This is a genomic window from Rhodococcus wratislaviensis, assembly GCF_900455735.1.
Classification (GTDB): Bacteria; Actinomycetota; Actinomycetes; order Mycobacteriales; family Mycobacteriaceae; genus Rhodococcus_F; species Rhodococcus_F wratislaviensis.
The window spans coordinates 70,310-92,071 of the sequence record NZ_UAUI01000013.1 but is presented as its reverse complement, the minus strand read 5'-3'; the positions used below and the strand labels follow the sequence as shown (position 1 = coordinate 92,071).

Here is a 21,762-nt window from a genome sequence, read left to right as displayed (position 1 = left end):
GCGGAGCGCCCGCGCCGCAAGATGCATGGCCACCAGCGACGACGAGCAGGCCGTGTCCACGGTGACGGCGGGACCGGTGAAGCCGAGGGAGTAGGAGATGCGGCCGGAGGCCACGCTGTTGCTCGTCCCGGTCATCAGATAGCCCTCGGCGTCGACGTTGCGCTGAGTCATCAGATGGAATCCGTAGTCGCCGCCCATCAGCCCGACGTACACGCCGGTGTCGGTGAGACCGGGAGCGGTCGGCCGGATTCCGGCCTGCTCCAAGGCTTCCCAGGCACTCTCGAGGAGCAGCCGGTGCTGCGGGTCCATCGCGATCGCCTCGCGCGGGCTGATGCCGAAGAACGCGGCGTCGAATTCGTCTGCGTCGTAGAGGAACCCGCCCTCCTTCATGTACGTGGTGCCGGCCCGGTTCGGGTCGGGGTCGTACACCTCGTCGAGATTCCAGCCCCGGTTGTGGGGGTACGCCCCCACGGCGTTGCGGCCGTCGCGGACGAGCCGCCACAGGTCCTCCGGGCAGTACACCCTGCCCGGGTATCTGCAGGCCATCCCCACGATCACGATCGGGTCGTCGTCCCTGCGGGCACGTGCCGGACCGGCCGGCTGCGGGACCGCATCGTCCCCGAGCAGGCGCGCCACCAGCTCCTGGGTCAACGCGTCCGCGGTGGGATGGTCGAACACCACCGTCGCGGCCAGTCGCACACCGGTGGCGGTCGCCAGCTGATTGCGCAGTTGCACGGCGGTCAGTGAGTCGAAACCGAGTTGTTTGAACGCACGTTCCGGATCGATCGCCTCCTTTCCCTCGTGACCCAGCACCGCCGCCACGTGGGTGGTGACGATGTCCAGCACTCGGCTGTGCCGCTCACCGGGGTCCAACGCCCGCAACTCCTCGGCCAGGCCGGTCGGGGAATCGGCGGCAGCGGCGCGGCGACGACGGACACCGAGCACCCGGCGCAGGATCGGCGGCAACGACTCACCCTCGGATCGGGAGGCCCGCGTCGAGAGCCGTATCGGCACGATCAACGGACGGTTCACGGCGAGAGCAGCATCGAACAGGGCCAGACCCGACTCCGGGCTGATGGTGTCGATGCCGCTGCGCTGCAACCGGTCGAGATCGGCCGCATTCAGATGGGACGTCATCCCGCTGGGCCGGTCCCACAGCCCCCAGGCCATGGACGTCGCCGGCAGCCCGCGGGCGCGCCGGTGCTCCGCGAGTGCGTCGAGGAAGACATTCGCCGCCGCATAGTTCGCCTGGCCGGCGCCGCCGAGCACACCCGCCGCCGAGGAGAACAGCACGAACGCGGACAAGTCGCGGTCCCGGGTGAGTTCGTGCAGATGCCAGGCACCGTCCACCTTGGGACGAAGGACGGCGTGCAACTGCTCCGCGGTCAACGAGGCGGCGGTGGCGTCCTCGAGCACCCCGGCGGCATGGATCACGCCGGACAGGTCGGGAATGCCGGCGAGGAGAGCGGCCACCGCGGCGCGGTCGGCGACGTCGCAGGCGACAGCGCTCACCTCCGCCCCCGACTCGGCGAACTCGGCACGCAGTTCGGCCGCACCCTCGGCATCGAGCGCGTGCCGGCCGGTCAGCATCAGCCGGCGCACTCCGTGCCGCGCGACGAGGTGGCGGGCGATCAGCCTGCCGATGGTTCCCGTGCCGCCAGTGATCAGGACGGTGCCGTCCGCGCCGAAGAGTGCGGGTCCCGGTTCGGGCGCCGCCGCGGGGGTCACCGCGGCGAGCATGGGCGCCAGCAGTACACCGTCCCGGATGGCCAGCTGAGGTTCGTTGCAGGCCAGGGCCATGGAGATCAACGAAGGGTCAGCGGTGTCCACGTCCAGGTCCACCAGCGTGATGCGGTCCGGGTGCTCGTTCTGTACCGCGCCGATCAGTCCCCACGCGGGGGCGGCAGACACGTCGTCGACCGGTTCGTCGTCGCGGACCGCCACCGCGAGCCTCGTCGTGACCAGCAAGCGGGTCTCGGCCAGGCGATCTTCGCGGAGCCAGGCCTGGACCGCCCGCAACGTCGCCTCCGCGGCGGCGTGCGCGCGCGCCGGCATGTCCGGCTCGTCGCCCGGTTCGCGGTCGAGCCACAGCACACGACCTTCCGGATCACCGCCGGCAAGCGCCTCCTCGAGCGGCATCAGGTTTGCCGGAGAAGTGCTGGACGCGCCCACCGGCATCCACTCCACGCGGTAGAGGCTGTCCCGGACCCCGGCGGCAGGCACACCCGCGTCCCCGAGCGGCCGCAGCGCCAGCGATTCGGCGGTCAGCACCGGTCTGCCCGCCGCGTCGTACGCGGAGACCCGGTAGCGCTCGGGGCCGGTCGTGGTGACGTGCACGCGCAACGCGGTGGCGCCCACCGCGTGCAGTTGCACCTTGTCCCAGGCAAACGGCAGCCGGACACCGGCGTCCACGGCTCCGAGCGCAATCACGTGCAGCGCCGCGTCGAGCACCGCCGGGTGGATCCCATACCCCGCGACCGCCGCAGCCGGGTCTTCGCCGCTCAGCCGCACCTCGCCGTACAGGTCGTCGCCGCGACGCCACGCCGCCCGGAGACCCCGGAAGGCCGGGCCGTACTCGTAGCCGGCCTCGTCGAGCACGTCGTACAGACCCCGGACATCGATCGGCGTGGAACCAGCTGGCGGCCAGTGCTGTTCGGGAGAGTCTGCGGTGTCCACTGCTGCCGTGAGCGTGCCGGTGGCGTGCCGGGTCCACGGAGTGTCCTGCGTGGCATCCGCAGGCCGGGAGTGCACCGACACCGTCGATCGGCCCGCCTCACCGTCGGCGAGCACGCTCACCTGCAACGCCACCTCACCCTCGGCGGGAATCACCAGGGGTGCCTCGATGGCGAGTTCCTCCAGTCGGCCGCACCCCACACGGTTCCCCGCGTGCAGGGCGAGCTCCACGAAAGCCGTGCCCGGCAGAATGACGGTGCCGCTGACACCGTGGTCGCTCAGCCATGGAAGGCGTTGTGGCGACAGCAGACCCGTGAACACGGCGCCCCGGCCGTCGCCGAGCTCGACCGACGCGGCGAGCATCGGGTGTCCACCGGTTTCCATGCCCGTGGACGCGAAATCGCCCTGCGGAACGGGGCTTTCCAGCCAGTAGCGGCGGTGCTGGAAGGCGTACGTGGGCAGGTCCACCCACTGCTGCCGATCGTCGTGGCGAGCCCAGCTCACCCGATCCCACTCGACGTGCAGTCCGTACACCTGCGCCTCGGCGAGTGCGGCGGTGAACTGGCGCAGGCCCGCGCGGTCGCGTCGGATGGTGCCGATCGCTCGGCCGGCGACGCCCGCCGCGTCGAGGGTTTCCTGCAACGGCACGGTGAGGACCGGGTGGCTGCACGACTCGACGAACAGTCGATACCCGTCCGCGGCCAGTGATTTCGTCGCCTGCTCGAACCGGACCGTCCGTCGCAGGTTCCGGTACCAGTAGTCCGCGTCCAGCGCGGTGCCGTCCAGCACGCCACCGGTCACCGACGAGTAGAACGGAATTCGCGACCGGCGGGGAGTGATCGACGCGAGGACGTCGAGAATAGGATCACGCAGGACGGAGACGTCCGCGCAATGCGACGCGTATTCCACCGCGATCCTCCTGGCCTGGACACCGTCGCCCTGCAACTGCCCGACCAGGATGTCGAGGGCGTCGACGGGTCCGGAAATCACCGTCGCGGACGGCCCGTTGATCGCCGCGACCTCGACGGCACCGGCCCAGGGCTGAATCTTCTCCCGCACGATGTCCGGCGGCAGTGCCACCGAGGCCATCCCGCCGCCCCGCTTGGCCGACGCGCCGATCACCCTGCTGCGTGCGGCCACGACGAGGGCCGCGTCCGAAAGGCTCAGCGCGCCCGCGACATAGGCGGCCGCGATCTCGCCCTGCGAATGCCCGACGACGGCCGCCGGTTCGACACCGTGGGACCGCCACAATTCCGCGAGACCGACCATCATCGCGAACAAGGCCGGCTGCACCACGTCGACCCGGTCCAGCGACGCGGGATCGCGGTCGCGCAGCACGTCCAGCAGCGAGAAGTTCGTATACGGAGCCAGCGCGTCGGCGCACTCCCGCACGGTCTCGGCGAATACCGGGGACGTGTCCAGAAGCTCGGTGGCCATGCCCACCCACTGCGAACCCTGTCCGGGGAAGACGAACACCGGCCGGTCGCCGGCTTCCAACGCCACCCCGGTCACGACGTCGGCGCTGGGCGCACCTCTGCTGAGCGCGTCGAGGCCGTTCAGCAGACTCCGAGGCCGTGCGCCGATCACGGCGGCGCGGTGGTCGAACGTGGCACGGGACCCCAGCAGTGCGCCTGCCACCGCGGCGGGCGTGAGGTCGGGGTGCTCGGTGACGAACTCGTGTAGCCGCTCGGCCTGGGCGCGCAGCGCGAGCTCGGTGTGGCCCGACACGAACCAGGCCACGACTTCGTCCGGGGGAGAAGCTGATTCACCCGCCTGTGGCTCGACCGGTGGGGCCTCCTCCAGGACGACGTGTGCGTTGGTGCCGCTGATGCCGAACGACGAGACCGCCGCCCGCCGGGGCCGATCGGACTCCGGCCACTCCCGGTTCTCGGTGAGCAGGGACACTGCACCCGCGGACCAGTCGACGTGCGGGGTCGGCCGGTCGACGTGCAAGGTCTTCGGCAGGACGCCGTACCGCATCGCCATGATCATCTTGATCACCCCGGCGACGCCCGCGGCGGCCTGGGTGTGCCCGAGATTCGACTTCACCGAGCCGAGCCACAGGGGCCGGTCGGCCGGGCGGTCGCGGCCGTAGCCGGCCAGCAGGGCGGACGCCTCGATCGGATCGCCCAGCTTCGTGCCGGTGCCGTGCGCCTCGACCACGTCGACGTCGCCCGGGCCGAGTCCCGCATTGGCCAGCGCCTGCGCGATCACCCGCTCCTGAGCCTGCCTGTTCGGGGCGGTCAGGCCGTTGCTGGCGCCGTCCTGGTTCACCGCGCTGCCACGGATGACAGCCAGTATCCGGCGACCCTTGCGCTCTGCGTCGGACAGCCGTTCCAACGCGACCATCCCCGCGCCTTCGCCCCACGCCGTGCCGTCCGCAGCGGCGGAGAATGCCTTGCACCGGCCGTCCCGGGCCAGTCCGCGCTGGCGGCTGAACTCCACGAACACCGCGGGGGTCGCCATGACGGTCGCCCCGCCCGCCAGCGCCAGTTCGCACTCGCCGCTGCGCAGCGCCTGCATGGCGAGGTGAATGGACACCAGCGACGACGAGCACGCGGTGTCCACCGTGATCGCGGGTCCGTTCAGGCCGAAGCTGTAGGCCACGCGGCCGGACGCGACGCTCATGGCGTTGCCGGTGATGAAGTACCCCTCGAGGTCTTCCGGTGGCATGCCGCCCGCCCGCGCCGCGTAGTCGATGCCGGACAGCCCGGTGAAGACTCCGACCTGGCGGCCGTGCACCGACCGCGGATCGATGCCGGCATGTTCGAACGTCTCCCAGCTCGTCTCGAGGAGGAGTCGCTGCTGGGGATCCATCGCCAGCGCCTCGCGCGGCGAGATGCCGAAGACCTCGGGGTCGAAGCCCGCCGGATCGTCGAGGAAGCTGCCCTGCACCGTGTACGTCTTGCCGGCCTGCTCGGCCTTCGGATCGTAGAGATCCGCCAGGCCCCAGCCCCGGTCCTCCGGGAACCCGGCGACGGTGTCGGACCCGGACTCCACCAAGCGCCACAGGTCCTGCGGCGATCGCACCCCGCCGGGGAACCGGCAGCCCATGCCGATGACGGCGATCGGTTCGCGGCTCACACCCTCGACCTCGCGCAGCTTTTCCCGCGCCTGGTAGAGCTCCGCGGTGACTCGCTTCAGATAGTCGAGGAGCTTCGCCTGATCGGCCATATCGGGGTCCTATCCGAGATCCGCCATCAGTAGCGCGGAAACCTCGATTGTATCCGCCACCACCCTGCGGAGGCAGTGGTCCGAGCATCACCTTCGATCGATCTGCCTGGTCAATTCGGGCAGGTCACTTGGGGTACCCGCCGCTGCTCCGGTCCACACCACTTCCGGTTATTCGGCTGCCCGCCTGCCGCTGGTCGAGGTAGTGTTGCCACCCCGAGCAGGATCCGTATCGAGGAGGTGAGACCAGTGTCCGTTCGTTCAGTTCGGGTGCTCTCACTCCGCGACCGCGCGGTCGTACCGACATAAGGTGACCGGGAGAGCGCCCATCGGCATTCCGGAAGGCTCTCCCATGTCAGTGTCTCTCTCACCGTCCCTCGAATTCGTTCTCGTCACGAGGCTTCGCGCCGCCGGCTGTGTGTTCGCCGAGGACGAGGCCCGCTTGATCGTCTCCGCGGCCCGGACGTCCGACGAGCTCGCGTCGATGCTGGACCGCCGCGTCGCAGGCGTCCCCCTCGAACACGTCCTGGGCTGGGCCGAGTTCTGCGGGCTCCGGATCGCGGTCGACCCGCGGGTGTTCGTGCCGCGTCGTCGCACCGCGTTCCTCGTCGAGCAGGCGGCCGCCCTCGCGTGCCCGCACGCTGTCGTGGTCGACCTGTGCTGCGGCTCGGGCGCGGTGGGGGCCGCGCTCGCCGGGACGGGCGACGGCATCGAGTTGTACGCGGTGGACATCGACCCCGCCGCGGTCCGGTGCGCGCGACGCAACGTCGCGGACCCCGGCCGGGTATTCGAGGGCGACCTGTACGAGCCGTTGCCCACCACGCTGCGGGGAGGCATCGACATCCTGGTGGCCAACGCCCCGTACGTGCCCACCGACGCGATCCGTTTGATGCCGCCGGAGGCCCGGTTCCACGAGCCGCGGGTCTCGCTCGACGGCGGCGCGGACGGACTCGACATCCAGCGGCGGGTGACCCTCGGGGCGCGCGACTGGCTCGCGCCGGGCGGTCATCTCCTGATCGAGACCAGTGCGAGTCAGGCCCCGTTCACCGCGGAGGCTTTCGCGGACGCCGGGTTGCTCACCCGGATCGAGAGGTCGGACGACATGGACGCCACCGTCGTCGTCGGCGCCAACCCCAGGTGAGTGCCGAAGTGTGCCCGGGCACTCTTTGCCACTCACATGGGGAGGGGGCCCTCGATCCGCACGCAGCAGTACCCCTCGGCGGGTGCCAGTGTGGCGCGGCGGTCCTCGCATCCCGCGCCGTCGAGCAGTCCGGACAGCAGCGCGAGGTTCATTCCGCAGACCATGTCGGTGTGCTGCCGGGCGAGCGCGTGGAACGGGCAGTTGACCAGGACGATGGTGTCGTCGCTGCGGCGGGGTTCGTAACCGCACTTCGCGAGCGCCGCGACCAGGTCGTCGTCGGTGCAGCCCGTGTCGGCGCCGAGGCCGCGCCCGAAGTCGCGGGCACGCGCGGAGAGGGCCGCCCGCGGTGATGCGCCGGTGGCGTCCGCGTGTTCGATCGCCCGGGCGAACAACTCTCCGGCGAGCGCGTACGCACGCTCGGGCAGGTGTACCGAGAACTCACGGTCGGACCGTCGGTAGAGCTTGGCGGGCCGCCCCGCGCCCGGACCCGAGCGCCCGCCGCGCCGCGCGAACTCGACCGCCAGCAGCCCCTCGTCGGCCAACTTCTCGAGATGGAACGCGGACGTCGAGCGCGCGAGTCCCAGCGCCTCGGCGACGTCGTCTCGGCTGACCGGCGACGCCTGCGCGCGCACGTGGTCGTACACCCGCCTGCGCACGGGTTCGTCGAGGGAGGAGACGGCCGAGACGTCCGAGCGGGGGGTGTCGTCCATGGACCCATTGTAAAACCGAGAATCGTTGACTTAATTGTGGGCAGAATTCTATAGTCAAGATACATAGTTTTTAGAAGGAGTCGTCATGGCTACCAACACACCCCACGAGGTCAGCCACGGTTCGCACACCCTGGCCGACCCCGGCTATCAGGCCTTCCTCGTGCTGCGCACGGTCTTCACCGTGGCGCCCATCCTGTTCGGGCTCGACAAGTTCACGAACTGGCTCACCGACTGGCCGGACTACCTCGCGCCGTGGATCGACGGCATCCTGCCGGGAACTGCGCAGCAGGGCATGTACGCCGTCGGCGTGATCGAAGTGATCGCAGGAATCCTCGTCGCCGTGGCGCCGCGGATCGGCGCCTGGGTCGTCGCGGCCTGGCTGGCCGGAATCATCGTCAACCTGGTCACGCTGTCCGGGTACTACGACGTCGCATTGCGCGACTTCGGGTTGCTCGCCGGCGCCGTCGCTCTCGGCCTGCTCGCCGCGGAGTACGGGCGTCCGCTCCACCGTCCCCACACCTGATCGGGACCGCGCACCCCACGTGAGATGCACCTCATCGACTGTTTCGAGTGACTCGACCGCTCGTAGTCTGTGTGGTCGTGTCGGTAGGAGTGCAGGACCAGGGAACCGGGTCGCGGGATCACGGTGTGCCGATCCCTGCGCCGGCCCCGGCACGGTCGTTGCTTCTGGGGGTGCCCAAGCAGGGTCGGCGCTGGCCGGGCGTGGTCCGCGCCGGGGTGGCCGTGTGTCTGCCCGCGCTGGCGGGCGTCGCGCTCGGACACTCGGCGGTCGCCGCGACAGCGACGCTGGGAGCCTTCGCCGTCGTCTACGGCGAGGGCAGGGCGTACCGGGTGCGGTGGCGGGTGGTGACGATCGCCGCCGCCGTGATGGTGCTCCTGGCCGGAGTCGGTGCCGCGGTCGGCGCGCTCGTGCACGACGCGACCGCGGCGGGCGGTTCCGCGCTGTGGGGGATGGCGCTCGTCGTCGCGATGACGGTCGTCGTGGCGGTCTGCGCGTTCGTCGTGGACGGGTTGCGGCTGGGGGCGCCGGGCGCCTTCCTCCCGCTGCTCACGGTGGAGATCTCGTCCGCGCTGCCCGCCCTCGGTGTCTCCGTGGCGGAGGTGACCGCCTGGTCGGCGGCCGGGGCGGTGTCGGCCCTGCTCGTGTCGATGTCGGGGCTGCTCGCGCGCCCACGCACCCCCGAGCGTGCCGCAGTCGCGACCGCGGTCTCCGCAGTCGAGGCCGCACTCTCCGACACCCCCGCACCGAATTCCCGTCGCGACGCGGTGCGGTCGCTGCACGCCGCGTGGCAGTGTCTCCACGACGCCGCCCTCGTCGGGCGTGATCACCCGCTCACCCGGACGTTGCGCGCGGCTCACCTGCGGTGCGCGGCGACCGTCGACGGTCACGATGCGGACCACGCCACCGACGTCGACGACCTGCGGCCGCAGGTCCCGCTGCCGAGGCCGTCGATCCGCTACCGGCTCGGCCGGGCGGCTCATCTCCGAGGCCGGTCCTGGACGATCGTCGCGCGACTGCTGGTCGCGTGCCCCGCCGCGGGTCTGCTGGCGCTGGCCCTCGGCGTCGCCAGGCCGGACTGGGCCGTGATCACCGCGGCGATGATCCTGCACCAGGGACCGGACCGCGTGCTGGGGACGTACCGCGGACTGCACCGGTTCTTCGGAACGGTGCTCGGACTCGTTCTGCTCGCCGGGCTGGCGACGCTCGACCTGTCGGCGGGCGCGCTGGTACTGGTCGTGGCGCTCCTGATGGCGGGGACGGAGGCCTTCCTCGTCCGCAACTACGGCCTGGCGATGGTGTTCATCACCCCGCTCGCCCTCGTCCTCGGCGGCCTGGGGACACACGTCGACCTCGTCGCGGTCACCCGGGACCGGCTTCTCGAGACCGTCCTCGGTGTGGCGGTGGCGCTGCTCGTGCTGTGGACCGTGCTTCCGGGTTCGTACCGGCGGATCCTGCGCGACGCGGACGACCAGGTGGCCGGGACGATCGGGCGGCTCGGCGATGCGCGGGAACCGGCTGCCGTCGCGGAACTCTGCCGGGATCTCGAGTTCGATCTGCACAGTTCCACCACCGCCGCGATCACCGCCGCCCACACCGACCTGGCGTGGACCCGCGACCGGTGGCCCGAGCACCACCATCTTCACGAGCTCGGCTACCGAATCCTCACCCGGCACTTCGGACCTCGTCTTTAGCCGGTCGGCACCGGATCCCCGCTGTTAGGGTTCGGTGATGGGTCCTGTGACGGGAATCGGAACAGCAATTCGGGCCTCGTTGGCCGCAGCACTCTGCGTCGGCATGCTGGCCGCGTGCGCGTCGGACGAGGAACCGCAGAGCGATCCGGCGGCCACGTGTGCGGACGTTCCCAACGGCACCCCGATCGCCAAGGCCCCACCGCCTCCCGGCCCGGCGCCGACCACCCAGAACCTTGCGACCAACCCCGAGATCGCCACCGTGTACCGCTCCGGGATGGTGCCCGTGGACACCGCGTCGTACGCGGTGTCCACCGCTAATCCGGTGTCGACGAAGGCGGCGTGCGAGGTGTTGCGGGACGGGGGCACGGCCGCCGACGCGCTGATCGTGGCCCAGACCGTTCTCGGTCTCGTCGAACCGCAGTCCTCCGGCATCGGGGGCGGGGCATTCCTGCTCTACTACGACGCCGGGCAGAAGAGCGTCGAGGCCTACGACGGACGCGAGGTCGCGCCGATGGCGGCGACGGAGAACTACTTGCGCTGGATCAGCGACACCGACCGCACCGAGCCCAAGCCCGACGCCCGGGCGAGCGGGCGGTCCATCGGCGTTCCCGGGGTGGTGCGGATGCTCGAGCTTGCGCACCGCGAACACGGCCGGGACGAGTGGCGGGAACTGTTCGACCCGGCCATCTCGCTCGCAGACCAGGGACTCGAGATCAGCCCTCGGATGGCCGGGCAGATCGCCGAGTCCGCACCCGATCTGGCGCTCGACGAACCGTCGAAGGCGTACTTCCTGAATCTGGACGGCAGCCCCAAGCCGGCGGGCACCAAGCTGACGAACCCGGCCATGGCCAAGACACTCGGTGCGATCGCGGCGGGCGGCGCCGACGCCTTCTACACCGGGGCCATCGCCCAGGGCATCGTCGATGCGACGGCGACGGCGTCGGGTGGGCGCACCCCCGGGCAGATGACTCTCGACGACCTCGCGAACTACCAGGCGAAGAAGCGGACGGCGCTGTGCACGCCGTACCGGGATCACGAGATCTGTGGCATGCCCAACCCGTCGTCCGGCGGCACGGCGGTCGCGGCGACGCTCGGCATCCTGGAGAACTTCGACCTGTCGGGGTACGGGCCCACGAACCTCGACGACAACGGCGGCAAGCCGACGGCGGAGGCCGTGCATCTCATCTCCGAGGCGGAGCGGCTGGCGTACGCCGACCGGGACAAGTACGTCGCAGACTCGGATTTCGTTCCGTTGCCGGGCAATTCCCTCGACACGCTGCTGAACGAGGACTACCTGAAACAGCGGGCCGACCTCATCGACCCCGGCAAGAGCATGGGCACCGCGCAACCCGGAAACTTCGGGCCGGTCCCGCTGGGTGTGCAGCCGCAGGACAAGGAACACGGCACCAGCCACATCTCGATCGCCGACCAGTACGGCAACGTCGCGTCGATGACGACGACGGTGGAATCGGCGTTCGGCTCGTTCCACATGACGGACGGCTTCGTTCTCAACAATCAGCTCACCGACTTCTCGGCCCAGCCCGTCGGGCCGGACGGGACGCCGCTCGCCAACCGTGTCGAACCGGGTAAGCGGCCCCGCAGTTCGATGGCGCCGACGCTCGTCTTCGACCGTGGCAGCGACGGGTCGCTGGGGGACGTCCAGTACGTGGCGGGGTCGCCGGGCGGTTCGGTGATCATCCAGTTCGTCGTGAAAACGCTCGTGGGAATGCTGGATTGGGGACTGAACCCGCAGCAGGCGGTGTCGGCGGTCGACTTCGGGGCCGCCAATACCCCGGTCACCGGCGTCGGCGGGGAGCACCCGAACATCAATGCGGCCAACGACGGCGCCGACGACCCGTTGATCGTGCAGTTGCGGGCGATGGGACACCAGGTGTCGGTCGCGCCGCAGTCCAGTGGGCTCAGCGCGCTGCAGCGCCAGGACTCGGGGTGGGTCGGCGGCGCGGACCCACGACGGGAGGGCGCGGTGATGGGTGACGGTACGGGTTAGCGCACCGCCACCGCAGGGATCATGCCTGCTCGACGAGCGGGGCCACCTTGGTGCCGAGCAGTTCGATTGCGCGCATCACCTTGTCGTGGGGCAGCGGCCCGACGCTGGGGTGCAGCATGAACCGTTCGATGCCCAGGGTGTCGCGCATGCCGACGATCTTCTCGGCCACCTGTTCGGGGTTGCCGAGCACGAGCGAACCGCCGGGTCCGCGTAGACCGTCGAATGCCTGCGGGTTCATCGGTGCCCATCCGCGTTCGCGTCCGAGGCCGGTCATGGCCGCGGCGTACGACGGGTAGAACTCCGACACCGCCCGGTCCTCGGTGTCCGCGACGTAACCGTGCGCGTGGACGGCGATGGGCTGCGGTGCGTGCCCGCCCTCGGTCACGGCACGGCGGTGCAGGTCGGCCAGCGGTGCGAAGCGTGCGGGTTGTCCGCCGATGATAGCGAGCGCCATCGGCAGGCCGAGCAGTCCGGCACGGGCCACCGACTCGGGGTTGCCGCCGACCCCCACCCAGATGGGGAGGGGACGTTCGGGCCGTGGGTAGACGGACTGGTCCGTCAGCGCCGGCCGGTGCCGTCCCGACCAGTTCACGGTCTCCGAGTCGCGGAGGGCGAGCAGCAGACCGAGTTTCTCGACGAACAGCTCGTCGTAGTCGGCCAGGTCGTAACCGAAGAGCCGGAACGATTCGGTGAACGAGCCGCGACCGGCCATCACCTCGGCGCGACCGTCGGAGATCAGGTCGAGGGTGGCGAATTCCTCGAACACCCGCACCGGGTCGTCGGAGCTCAGGACGGTGACCGCGCTGGTCAATGCGATGCGGGACGTCCGGGCGGCGGCGGCCGACAGCACGACCGCGGGCGCCGACGCGGCGAAGTCGGCCCGATGGTGCTCACCGACGCCGTACACGTCGAGGCCGACCTGCTCGGCCAGGACGACCTCTTCGAGCAGATCCTTCAGTCGCTGTCGTGGCGACACCGCCCCGGTCCCGCCGGAACCGACCTCCGCGAACGTCGTCAATCCGAGTTCCATGCCATGCCCCTCGATCGTAATAGTTGAATCATCAATTAGATGGTGTAACTGCCCGGGGCGGACGGGATATTCCGTCCGATGATTCAGACCCGGGTGGGCGGGGAACCCGTCGACCATGGCGAAATACCGAGTGATCGATCCCCAGGGCAGCGTGGTGGAAACGAAGGAGATCCCGAGCGCCGACGACGCGCACGCATGGTTCGTCGACGTTCGCGCGGACAATTCCGAACTCGGATGGCGGATGGAAGTCGACGAGGACGGCACCTGGGCGTTCTTCGACGACACCGAGGGTGCCACAGAGAAATAGAGGCACATCGTGCTCGCCACCGACCCACGGAAAGTGGGCGTCGAGGAGGAATTCCACCTCATCGATCGCAAGACCCGGCGCCTGACCACGCGCGCGCCGGAGTTGCTGGCACGACTTCCCGACGGGGTGTTCGTCGACGAACTCCAGCAGTGCGTCGTCGAGGTCAACAGTGGTGTGTACGCCGACCTCGACGGCCTGCGGAACGACCTGGAGCGGCATCGGAGAGTGCTGATCGACGCGGCCGAGGGGCTCGGCATCGGCGTGGCGGCCGCGGGCTCGATGCCGCTGGCGCTGCCCGCCGAGATGCACGTGACGGGAACGCAGCGCTACCGGCGCATGCTCGCGGACTATCAGGTGCTCGCCCGCGAGCAGCTGATCTGCGGCACACAGGTTCACGTCGACCTGCCCGACCGCGACGAGGCCGTGCAGGTCGCGCACCGCGTCGCTCCGCACATGCCCGTCCTCCTGGCGCTCAGCGCGAGTTCCCCGTTCCGGTCCGACGGTGCGGACACCGGCTATGCCAGCGCGCGGACGCTTCTGTGGTTGCGCTGGCCGAGCACCGGTCCGGCCGCGCCCGTCTCCTCGGCCGCCGAATACGGCACGCTGATCGACGACCTGGTCGCCAGCGGGGTGATCAGTGACCCCGGTATGGCGTACTTCGACGTCCGGCCGTCGGTGAAACTTCCGACCCTGGAGTTGCGGGTGTGCGACAGCTGCCCGCGACTGGACACGGTCATGCTCGTCACCGCGCTGTTCCGTGCGCTCGTGGAACGCGAGGTGCAGGGATTGCGCGCCGGGACGAAGGGCGTCGAGGTCGTTCCGACCCTGACCAGGGCGGCACTGTGGCGGGCGGCGCGGTCGGGGTTGGAGGAGGACCTCGTCGACGTGACAGTTCCGCAGGCACGTCCTGCGGCGGACCTCGTCGGCGACTTCGTGAATTCGCTGCGGCCTCAGCTCGAGGAGACCGGGGACTGGGACACCGTGGTGGAGCTGTCCGCCGAGGCCACCGCCCACGGCAGCTCCGCCGCCCGGCAACGTCGGGCGCTCGGTCGCCGTGGCCGGCTCACCGACGTGGTGGATCTGCTGCTCGCGGAGACGGCGGGCCGCTCCGAGCACCTTCCCGAAGTGGAGGCGCCACCCGCGCCGCGCGAGCTCGGCCCGAAGTCGACCGGTGCGGGCCGGACCCGGAGATATTGGAGCGCGAGGTTCTGGGACCGCGGCGATACCGCCGACATGACGTGGACGGAGTCGACGGAGCTCGACGAGAAGAAGCTGATCGAGTGGCGCCGGGACCTGCACGCACATCCGGAACTGTCGTTCGAGGAACGCAGGACCACCGGCGTCGTGCGCGCCCACCTCGTCGGTCTGGGGCTCGCACCCGTCCTGTTGCCCGGCGGAACCGGCCTGTGGTGCGACGTCGGTCCCGACACGGGCGAGTGCATTGCGCTGCGCGCCGACCTCGACGCGCTGCCGATCGCCGAGACGACCGGTCTCCCGTTCGAGTCGAGGGTGCCCGGAGTGTCACACGCGTGCGGTCACGACGCCCACACCACCATGTTGATGGGGGCGGCATCCGTCCTGACGAAATACCCGCCGCCGTCCCGGGTCCGCCTCGTCTTCCAGCCCGGGGAGGAGACGACCCCCGGCGGCTCGGTCGACACGATCGCCGCGGGCGCCCTCGACGGGGTGTCGAAAATCTTCGCACTGCACTGCGACCCGAATCTCGAGGTCGGCAAACTGGCCACCCGGACCGGGCCGATCACGTCGTCCAACGACTCCGTCACGGTGCGGTTGTGGTCGGCGGGGGGACATACCGCCCGACCCCATCTGACCGGCGATCTGATCCACGCCGCGGCGGTCCTGGTGACCGGTCTGTCGTCCGTGCTCGACCGCCGGATCGACGCCCGTACCGCGACCGTCCTCACCTGGGGGAAGGTGGCCGCCGGGCAGGTCGCGAACTCCGTTCCCGAGTCGGGTGAACTGGTGGGCACCCTGCGCAGCGCGTCCCATGAGACGTGGGCCTCGCTCGAACCGCTGGTCACGGACACGATCGGTCACCTGCTCGCGCCGTACAACGTGCGGTACGAGCTCTCCTATCTGCAGGGCGTCCCGCCCGTCGTCAACGATCCCGACTGCACCGCCGACCTACGAGAGGCGATCGAATCGGTCGTCGGCTTCGACCACCTGGCCGAGGCCCATCAGTCCAGCGGTGGCGAGGATTTCGCGTGGTACCTGGAGAAGGTTCCGGGCGCGATGGCCAGACTCGGAGTGTGGGACGGGACCGGCTCCCGGCAGGAGCTTCACCAGCCGGGTTTCAACCTCGACGAACGCGCCATGATTCACGGGGTCCGAACGCTGGTCGCGCTCACCCGGCTCGAAGACCAGTCCGGATGAGCGCGGCGTCAGGCCGGTTTGGCGGCGGCATCCGCCAGTTTCGGCACGAGGGACTCGACGGCGTACGGGAGGCTGAGGACGGTGCCCCAGGTGAGCGCGCCGGAGACGGTGGGGTCGTCGACGAATACGGCCCGCCCCGCCTTTGCCACCGGTAGCGACTGATAGACGGGGTCGGCGGTGATCGTCGCTTCGGCGCCGGGACTGCTGCCCACGTTCCAGACGAGGACGTCGACGTCGACGATGTCGAACTGTTCCTTGCTGATGGTGAACGCGTCCTGATCGCCTGCAAGTTGCGCGATCTGCTCCGGGACGACGAACCCGAGCGACGTCATCAGGCGCGATCGCGGGTCGTTCGGGGACCGGACGTAGAACGATCCGGCGTCGCCCAGTTCGGCGACCGCGACCGTCTTGCCCTCGAATTCGGGGTGGGCGGCGCGTTGCTGCGCCACCAGGTCGTCCACACCGGCGACGAGTTGGTTCGCCTTCTCGTCCTCGCCGAGGGTGGTGCCGACGATCCGGACGGCGTCCTGCCACGGCATGCCGAAATCGGGGTAGTCCGGCGACGTCGTGACGGTGGGGGCGATCGCCGAGAGCCGTTGATATGCGTCGTCGTCGACGTCGATGTACAGCGCGAGGATCAGGGCGGGGTCGAGTTTCGCGATGGCCTCGTACGCGAAATTGGCCTCACCGGTGAACTGTCCGCGGTTGAAGACCTCGGGGTGCGCCCCGCCGAGCGCGTCCTGGGCCCAGGGCCACGTGGCGTCCGGATAGTCGCCGTACCAGTCGGTGACGCCGACCGGCCGGCGTCCGAACGCGAGGAGCGTGTCCTGGTCGGAGTAGCCGACGGTGACGATGCGCTGGGGGTTGTCCGGGACTTCGGTCGTTCCCTTCTTGTGCGTCACCGTCCGGGTGGTGCCTTCGGTGTCCGCTGCGGTTCCCGAGGAACACGCTGCGGCGACGACGGCCAGGCCGACCCCGGCACTCACGGTCAGGAACTTGCGGCGGTCGAGCGTTCGCATCCACATACCTCCCTGTAGGTGAGGCTAACCTACAGGGAGTGGTCCCGGCCGTGCATCTGCGGCGGAAACGGGGGAGTCGGATCCGGAATCGGAGGCTGCGGAGGTCCCGGAGGTTCCGGCGGCCCCGGTTGCGGTCCGGGCTCGGGAGGTGCAGGTTCCGGGCCCGGCTCGGGCGGAAACGGGTGAGGCGGTGTCGGCGTCGGCGGCACAGGAGGAGGGCTCGGATCCGGCGGCACCGGCTCCGGGGCAGGCACGGGATTGCCGAGCTCGTCGTGGGCACTCGTCATCAACTGACCACCTTCCGATCGGCTGATTGAGTGGTACCCGGAACGGGCATCCCGCAACCACGGGGCGAGTTGTGGCGGCCCGGGAACAAAACGCGGGATCGGTGCGTTGTCTAGCAACCGTGCCCCGCAAGTGTGGAATTTCACGACACGGGGAACATGAGCCAAAGGGAGGAAGTCATGGCAACCGACTACGACGCACCACGGGTTACCGTCGACGACGAACTCGCCGCGGACTCGCTCGAAGAATTGAAGACACGGAGGAACGACTCGCAGTCGTCCGTCGTCGACGTCGAGGAGACCGACACGGCGGAGTCCTTCGAACTGCCCGGCGCCGACCTGTCCGGTGAGGAACTCACGGTCCGCGTCGTTCCGAAGAGGGCCGACGAATTCACTTGCAGCAGTTGCTTCCTGGTCCATCATCGGTCGCGTCTCGCGTCCGAAGAGGGCGGACAGCTGATTTGCCGCGACTGCGCATAGGAGGCCCGAGTGGCCGAGGTCAGTAGAACGTTCACCGTCGCCGCACCGCTCGAGAAAGTCGTCGCGTACCTGCGCGACTTCGCGAACACCACGGCCTGGGATCCCGGGACCGACACGTGCGAGCAGACCACCCCCGGTCCGGTGGCGGTGGGCACGCAATGGCACAACGTGTCGTCGTTCTTCGGGCGCAAAACCGAACTGACCTACCGCATGACCCGCGACGACCCCGATCACGTCGTCTTCGAGGGTCGCAACGACACCGCAGCCACGTCGGACGATCTGGCGTGCGAAAAGGTGGACGACACCTCGACGTCGATCACCTACCGCGCCCATCTCGAATTCACCGGCCTGGCGCGATTCGCCGACCCCGTCGCCCGCCTCGCTTTCGAGGTGCTCGCGGCCAAGACGGTCAAACAGATGACCGGGGTCCTCGAAGCGAGGTAAGCGGATCATGCATCGACAAGCGCCCTCACTCTCGACGAGTGAGGGCGCCGCTACGTGTCAGGGATCGATCAGCTGAGGTGATGCACCTCCTGCAACCCGTAGACCGGTGTCGGGATCTCCTCGTGCCGGGCCTTGAGCTGCAGAGCGAGGTACAGCGAGTAGTGCCGCGACTGGTGCAGGTTGCCGCCGTGGAACCACAGCGCTTCCTGCTGGGTCGGCTTCCACATGTTGCGCTGCTCGCCCTCCCACGGCCCCGGATCCTTGGTGGTGTCGGAGCCGAGACCCCAGCACTTTCCGACCTTGTCGGCCACTTCCTGACCCATGAGGTCGGCGGCCCAGCCGTTCATGGACCCGTAGCCGGTGGCGTAGACGACGAGGTCGGCCGGCAATTCCGTCCCGTCGGTGAGCGCCACGGCGTTCTCGGTGAGGTGGTCGACCTGTCCGGACACGAGGTGGATGCTGCCGTCGGCGACGAGTTCGGATGCGCCGACGTCGATGTAGTAGCCGGAGCCGCGGCGCAGGTACTTCATGAACAGACCGGACCCGTCGTCACCGAAATCGAGCTTGAATCCGGCCTTCTCGAGCCGGTCGTAGAAGTCCTTGTCCCGTTCGGCGATCTTCTGATAGATCGGGATCTGGAACTCGTGCATGATCTTGTACGGCAGCGACGCGAACGTGAGGTCGGCCTTCTCCGTCGTCATGCCCGCCGCGACAGCGCGCTCCGAGTAGAGGTCGCCGAGGCCGAGGTCCATCAAGGAGTCCGACTTCACGATGTGCGTGGACGAACGTTGCAACATCGTCACGTCGGCGCCGTTCTCGAAGAGCGCCTTGCAGATGTCGTGAGCCGAATTGTTGGCACCCACGACGACGACGCGCTTCCCCACGTAGGCGTCCGGACCGGGGTGCCGGCTCGAATGGTGCTGCTCGCCCCGGAAGACGTCCTGGCCCGGGAACGAGGGGACGTTCGGCTTGCCCGACATGCCGGTGGCGAGCACCAACTGCTTCGGGTGGAGCACCACGTCCTCGCCGTCGCGGTCGAGGACGACGGTCCACTCCTTGGTCTCGTCGTCGAACGTCGCGGACGTGCAGGTGGTGGACGACCAGTACGGGATCTCCATCACCTTGGTGTACATCTCGAGCCAGTCGCCGATCTTGTCCTTCGGCGCGAAGACCGGCCAGTTGTCCGGGAACGGCATGTAGGGCAGGTGGTCGTACCAGACCGGGTCGTGCAGGCACAGCGACTTGTACCGGTTGCGCCACTGGTCGCCGGGGCGTTCGTTCTTGTCGACGACGATGGCCGGGACCCCGAGTTGGCGCAGCCGCGCGCCGAGCGCGATGCCGCCCTGGCCGCCGCCGATCACGAGAACGTACGGCTGACGGGTGTAACCGAGTTCCCGCTCCTCGATCTCCCGCTTCTCCGCCCAGCTCTGGGTGTCGCCGCCGGAGCCGTGAACAGCACCCTTGACGCGGTTCCGTCCGCGGCGTTCCTCGTGGCCCTTCAACTCCTGCATGGTGGTGAGGAACGTCCACGCCTCGTCGCCCTTCAGGCGCAGGTGCCCCTTGCCGCGGCCCGTCGCCGTCTCGAACTCGATCCACGCCGAGGTGACACCGTCGGCCTCGTCCGGTGTCTCGGTGGTGCGGAAGTTGACGGGGTCGGTGTCGTCGAGGCGTGCGTGCAGCATCGCGGCGACGGCGTCGCGTCCCTCGACCGTCTTGAGGTTCCAGGTGAACGCCACCAGGTCCCGCCAGAAGCTGTCGACTGCGAACATGCCCGCGGCGCGGTCGACGTCGCGCGCGGCGAGAGCGGATTCGAAGCTCGCCAACCACAGGTCGACTCGTTCCTGAGGTGTCAGGGACGTCTGCACCGCAGTCGGCTGGACCGTCTGTGTCATGTACCTCTCCTTCGCTTGGTATGTGACATACAGCACACTCCGGAGTGGGGCGGGCGGCAAGCGTTGCATCGTGTTGCAGTCCCCGCCCGTGAGTACTTGTTAACCGCGGGCGGTTAACAAGTACTCACGGGGCACGAATGTCGAAATCCGTGGTGGCCCGTTCGACGTACTGTGTGAGTCCACGGCAAGAAGGCCTGGACCGACCACAATCGAGGAGGAAATCATGCGAGTCATGGTGATGATCGAGGGTGCAGGTGCCGACGAAGACAAGATCGCCCCGACCGAGGAAATGCTGGCGGCGATGGGTGCGTACAACGAGGAATTGGTGAACGCGGGCATCATGCTCGACGGCCAGGGTCTGAAGCCGACCAGCGCCGGGGCGCGGGTTGTGTTCGAGGGCGGCACGACGTCGGTGGTCGACGGCCCGTTCACCGAGTCGAAGGAGATCATCGCGGGCTACTGGATCTGGGAGGTGCGATCCCTCGAAGAGGCGATCGAGTGGGTCAAGAAGTGCCCCGCCGACTCCGGCACCGGTTTGCGCCAGCTGATCGAGGTGCGGCCGATCTTCGAGTCGGAGGATTTCGGGGACGAGTTCACGCCGGAACTGCGGGAGAAGGAAGAGGCACTCGCGGCGCGGATTCGTGAGCAGCACCCGAACGGCTGAGTCCGGTGGATGTCCAGCGCACGGTCGAGGCGGTGTGGCGCATGGAGTCTCCGCGCCTCATCGCGTCGCTCGCCCGCCTCGTCCGTGACGTCGGGATCGCCGAGGAGATCGCTCAGGATGCGTTCGTGCTCGCGCTCGAACAGTGGCCGGAGCAGGGCGTCCCCGACAAACCGGGTGCGTGGCTGACGGCCACCGCCAAGCACAAGGCGATCGACCGTATTCGCCGGGAGCGGTCGCGGCAGTCGAAGTACACGGCGATCGCCGCCGATCCGTCCGCGCAACCGCCGAGTGCGATGCCCGCGCCGGACGCCGTCGACGGCGTGGAGGACGACCTGCTGGCTCTGGTCTTCGTGGCGTGTCATCCCGTGCTTCCCCGGGAATCGCGTGTGGCATTGACCCTCCGATTGGTCGGGGGTCTGCGCACCGACGAGATCGCGCGGGCGTTCCTCGTCCCCTCGGCGACGATGGGTCAGCGGATCAGCAGGGCCAAGCGGACGCTGTCGGAGGCGAAGGTGCCGTTCGAAGTGCCCGCACGCGAGGAACTTCCGGCGCGGTTGTCGGCGGTGCTCGAGGTGGTCTATCTCGTTTTCAACGAGGGGTACTCCGCCACATCCGGCGAGGACTGGATTCGGCGTGATCTCGCGTCGGAGGCGATGCGGCTCGCCCGTGTTCTCGCCGGTCTGCTGCCCCGGGAACCGGAGGTGCACGGACTGGTGGCGCTCACCGAGTTGCAGGCTTCACGGTTCGCCGCCCGCGTGGGTGTCGACGGTGAGCCGGTCCTGCTGCAGGATCAGGACCGGTCGCGTTGGGACCGAACCCTTTTGACGCACGGCAATGCTGCACTGGAACGGGCTGTCGGGCTCGGCCGCCCGCTCGGCCCCTACTCGCTGCAGGCCGCGATCGCCGGGTGTCATGCCAGAGCGCCACGGTTCGAGGACACCGACTGGGAGGCGATCGTCGCCCTGTACGACGCGCTGGCGCAGGTGGCGCCGTCGCCGGTGGTGGAACTCAACCGTGCGGTGGCGTTGCTGCATTCGGACGGGCCCGAGGCCGCGCTCGCTGCGCTCGACGCCGTGCGGGACGACCCTCGGCTGGCGCGGCACCACCTCTACGGCGCCGTGCGGGGCGAAGTCCTCGAACGCCTCGGCCGCTACGACGAGGCGGCCCGGACCCTCGAGGACGCCGCGGCGACCGCGCCCACTCGCCGTGAACGGAACCTCCTCATGGCCCGCGCCGCCGCCGCGTCCGAGCACGGGGATCCGCGCCCCTGATCGCACGGTTGCGCACGGATTCGCCGGAAACCGATGCTATTGCGTGCGCATCCGGCGATT

General features: G+C 69.4%; 15 protein-coding genes. 10 read left to right on the top strand and 5 right to left on the bottom strand.

Annotated features, from left to right (window positions below):
* On the bottom strand, positions 1 to 5,847 hold a 5,847-nt coding region (locus DTA22_RS19120), incomplete at its 3' end, for a type I polyketide synthase (RefSeq protein ID WP_146777774.1).
* A gap of 349 nt (positions 5,848 to 6,196) precedes the next feature.
* On the opposite strand from DTA22_RS19120, the gene DTA22_RS19115 reads away from it, so the two are divergent.
* The gene (locus tag DTA22_RS19115) at positions 6,197 to 6,985 is read left to right on the top strand and encodes a putative protein N(5)-glutamine methyltransferase (RefSeq protein ID WP_112300586.1); all 789 of its coding nucleotides are present in this window, start codon (positions 6,197 to 6,199) and stop codon (positions 6,983 to 6,985) included.
* A gap of 32 nt (positions 6,986 to 7,017) precedes the next feature.
* Here the strand turns inward: DTA22_RS19115 and DTA22_RS19110 are convergent, their stop codons facing one another.
* A complete protein-coding gene (locus DTA22_RS19110) occupies positions 7,018 to 7,695 on the bottom strand; it encodes a helix-turn-helix transcriptional regulator (RefSeq protein WP_112300585.1) in 678 nt (225 codons plus the stop codon).
* Between the two features lie 85 nt (positions 7,696 to 7,780).
* Between DTA22_RS19110 and DTA22_RS19105 the strand changes: the two genes are divergently transcribed.
* From DTA22_RS19105 to ggt, 3 genes are all read left to right on the top strand, one after another.
* Positions 7,781 to 8,218: a DoxX family membrane protein gene (locus DTA22_RS19105; protein WP_037229214.1), complete on the top strand. Its 438-nt coding sequence runs from the start codon at positions 7,781 to 7,783 to the stop codon at positions 8,216 to 8,218.
* A 200-nt stretch (positions 8,219 to 8,418) separates the two neighbouring features.
* On the top strand, positions 8,419 to 9,909 hold the full coding sequence (locus DTA22_RS19100) for an FUSC family protein (protein WP_112300593.1): 1,491 nt from the start codon (positions 8,419 to 8,421) through the stop codon (positions 9,907 to 9,909).
* A 37-nt stretch (positions 9,910 to 9,946) separates the two neighbouring features.
* Positions 9,947 to 11,917, top strand: coding sequence for a gamma-glutamyltransferase (gene ggt / locus DTA22_RS19095; protein WP_112300584.1), 1,971 nt, complete (start codon positions 9,947 to 9,949; stop codon positions 11,915 to 11,917).
* Between the two features lie 19 nt (positions 11,918 to 11,936).
* Here ggt and DTA22_RS19090 read toward each other — a convergent pair whose 3' ends face one another.
* Positions 11,937 to 12,947, bottom strand: a complete 1,011-nt coding sequence (locus DTA22_RS19090) for an LLM class flavin-dependent oxidoreductase (protein WP_112300583.1) — start codon at positions 12,945 to 12,947, stop codon at positions 11,937 to 11,939.
* Positions 12,948 to 13,062: 115 nt separating this feature from the next.
* On the opposite strand from DTA22_RS19090, the gene DTA22_RS19085 reads away from it, so the two are divergent.
* Both DTA22_RS19085 and DTA22_RS19080 read left to right on the top strand, forming a co-directional pair.
* Entirely contained in the window at positions 13,063 to 13,254 is a 192-nt protein-coding gene (locus DTA22_RS19085; protein WP_037229201.1) for a hypothetical protein, read from the top strand.
* A 9-nt stretch (positions 13,255 to 13,263) separates the two neighbouring features.
* Positions 13,264 to 15,648, top strand: a complete 2,385-nt coding sequence (locus DTA22_RS19080) for a glutamate--cysteine ligase (protein WP_112300582.1) — start codon at positions 13,264 to 13,266, stop codon at positions 15,646 to 15,648.
* A gap of 8 nt (positions 15,649 to 15,656) precedes the next feature.
* Here the strand turns inward: DTA22_RS19080 and DTA22_RS19075 are convergent, their stop codons facing one another.
* Positions 15,657 to 16,673 carry an iron-siderophore ABC transporter substrate-binding protein gene (locus tag DTA22_RS19075; RefSeq protein ID WP_174233827.1) on the bottom strand — a complete coding sequence of 339 codons (1,017 nt, stop codon included), beginning with the start codon at positions 16,671 to 16,673 and terminating at the stop codon, positions 15,657 to 15,659.
* A gap of 458 nt (positions 16,674 to 17,131) precedes the next feature.
* Between DTA22_RS19075 and DTA22_RS19065 the strand changes: the two genes are divergently transcribed.
* Together DTA22_RS19065 and DTA22_RS19060 are read left to right on the top strand one after the other, a co-directional pair.
* The gene (locus DTA22_RS19065) at positions 17,132 to 17,431 is read left to right on the top strand and encodes a DUF4193 domain-containing protein (RefSeq protein WP_005248611.1); all 300 of its coding nucleotides are present in this window, start codon (positions 17,132 to 17,134) and stop codon (positions 17,429 to 17,431) included.
* 9 nt (positions 17,432 to 17,440) lie between these two features.
* Complete coding sequence (locus DTA22_RS19060) at positions 17,441 to 17,875, top strand: SRPBCC family protein (protein ID WP_112300580.1); 435 nt, start codon at positions 17,441 to 17,443, stop codon at positions 17,873 to 17,875.
* 68 nt (positions 17,876 to 17,943) lie between these two features.
* Here the strand turns inward: DTA22_RS19060 and DTA22_RS19055 are convergent, their stop codons facing one another.
* Positions 17,944 to 19,767: an NAD(P)/FAD-dependent oxidoreductase gene (locus tag DTA22_RS19055; RefSeq protein ID WP_112300579.1), complete on the bottom strand. Its 1,824-nt coding sequence runs from the start codon at positions 19,765 to 19,767 to the stop codon at positions 17,944 to 17,946.
* Positions 19,768 to 19,990: 223 nt separating this feature from the next.
* On the opposite strand from DTA22_RS19055, the gene DTA22_RS19050 reads away from it, so the two are divergent.
* Both DTA22_RS19050 and DTA22_RS19045 read left to right on the top strand, forming a co-directional pair.
* Positions 19,991 to 20,431, top strand: coding sequence for a YciI family protein (locus DTA22_RS19050; protein ID WP_037229185.1), 441 nt, complete (start codon positions 19,991 to 19,993; stop codon positions 20,429 to 20,431).
* Positions 20,432 to 20,436: 5 nt separating this feature from the next.
* Positions 20,437 to 21,702: an RNA polymerase sigma factor gene (locus tag DTA22_RS19045; protein ID WP_112300578.1), complete on the top strand. Its 1,266-nt coding sequence runs from the start codon at positions 20,437 to 20,439 to the stop codon at positions 21,700 to 21,702.
* Positions 21,703 to 21,762: the final 60 nt, after the last annotated feature.

Excerpts from the sequence above, each read along its gene's own strand:
- DTA22_RS19115 (WP_112300586.1), top strand. The coding sequence starts at position 6,197 with ATGTCAGTGTCTCTCTCACCGTCCCTCGAATTCGTTCTCGTCACGAGG.
- DTA22_RS19110 (WP_112300585.1), bottom strand. The coding sequence starts at position 7,695 with ATGGACGACACCCCCCGCTCGGACGTCTCGGCCGTCTCCTCCCTCGAC.
- DTA22_RS19105 (WP_037229214.1), top strand. The coding sequence starts at position 7,781 with ATGGCTACCAACACACCCCACGAGGTCAGCCACGGTTCGCACACCCTG.
- ggt (WP_112300584.1), top strand. The coding sequence starts at position 9,947 with ATGGGTCCTGTGACGGGAATCGGAACAGCAATTCGGGCCTCGTTGGCC.
- DTA22_RS19090 (WP_112300583.1), bottom strand. The coding sequence starts at position 12,947 with ATGGAACTCGGATTGACGACGTTCGCGGAGGTCGGTTCCGGCGGGACC.
- DTA22_RS19085 (WP_037229201.1), top strand. The coding sequence starts at position 13,063 with ATGGCGAAATACCGAGTGATCGATCCCCAGGGCAGCGTGGTGGAAACG.
- DTA22_RS19075 (WP_174233827.1), bottom strand. The coding sequence starts at position 16,673 with ATGTGGATGCGAACGCTCGACCGCCGCAAGTTCCTGACCGTGAGTGCC.
- DTA22_RS19065 (WP_005248611.1), top strand. The coding sequence starts at position 17,132 with ATGGCAACCGACTACGACGCACCACGGGTTACCGTCGACGACGAACTC.
- DTA22_RS19055 (WP_112300579.1), bottom strand. The coding sequence starts at position 19,767 with ATGACACAGACGGTCCAGCCGACTGCGGTGCAGACGTCCCTGACACCT.
- DTA22_RS19050 (WP_037229185.1), top strand. The coding sequence starts at position 19,991 with ATGCGAGTCATGGTGATGATCGAGGGTGCAGGTGCCGACGAAGACAAG.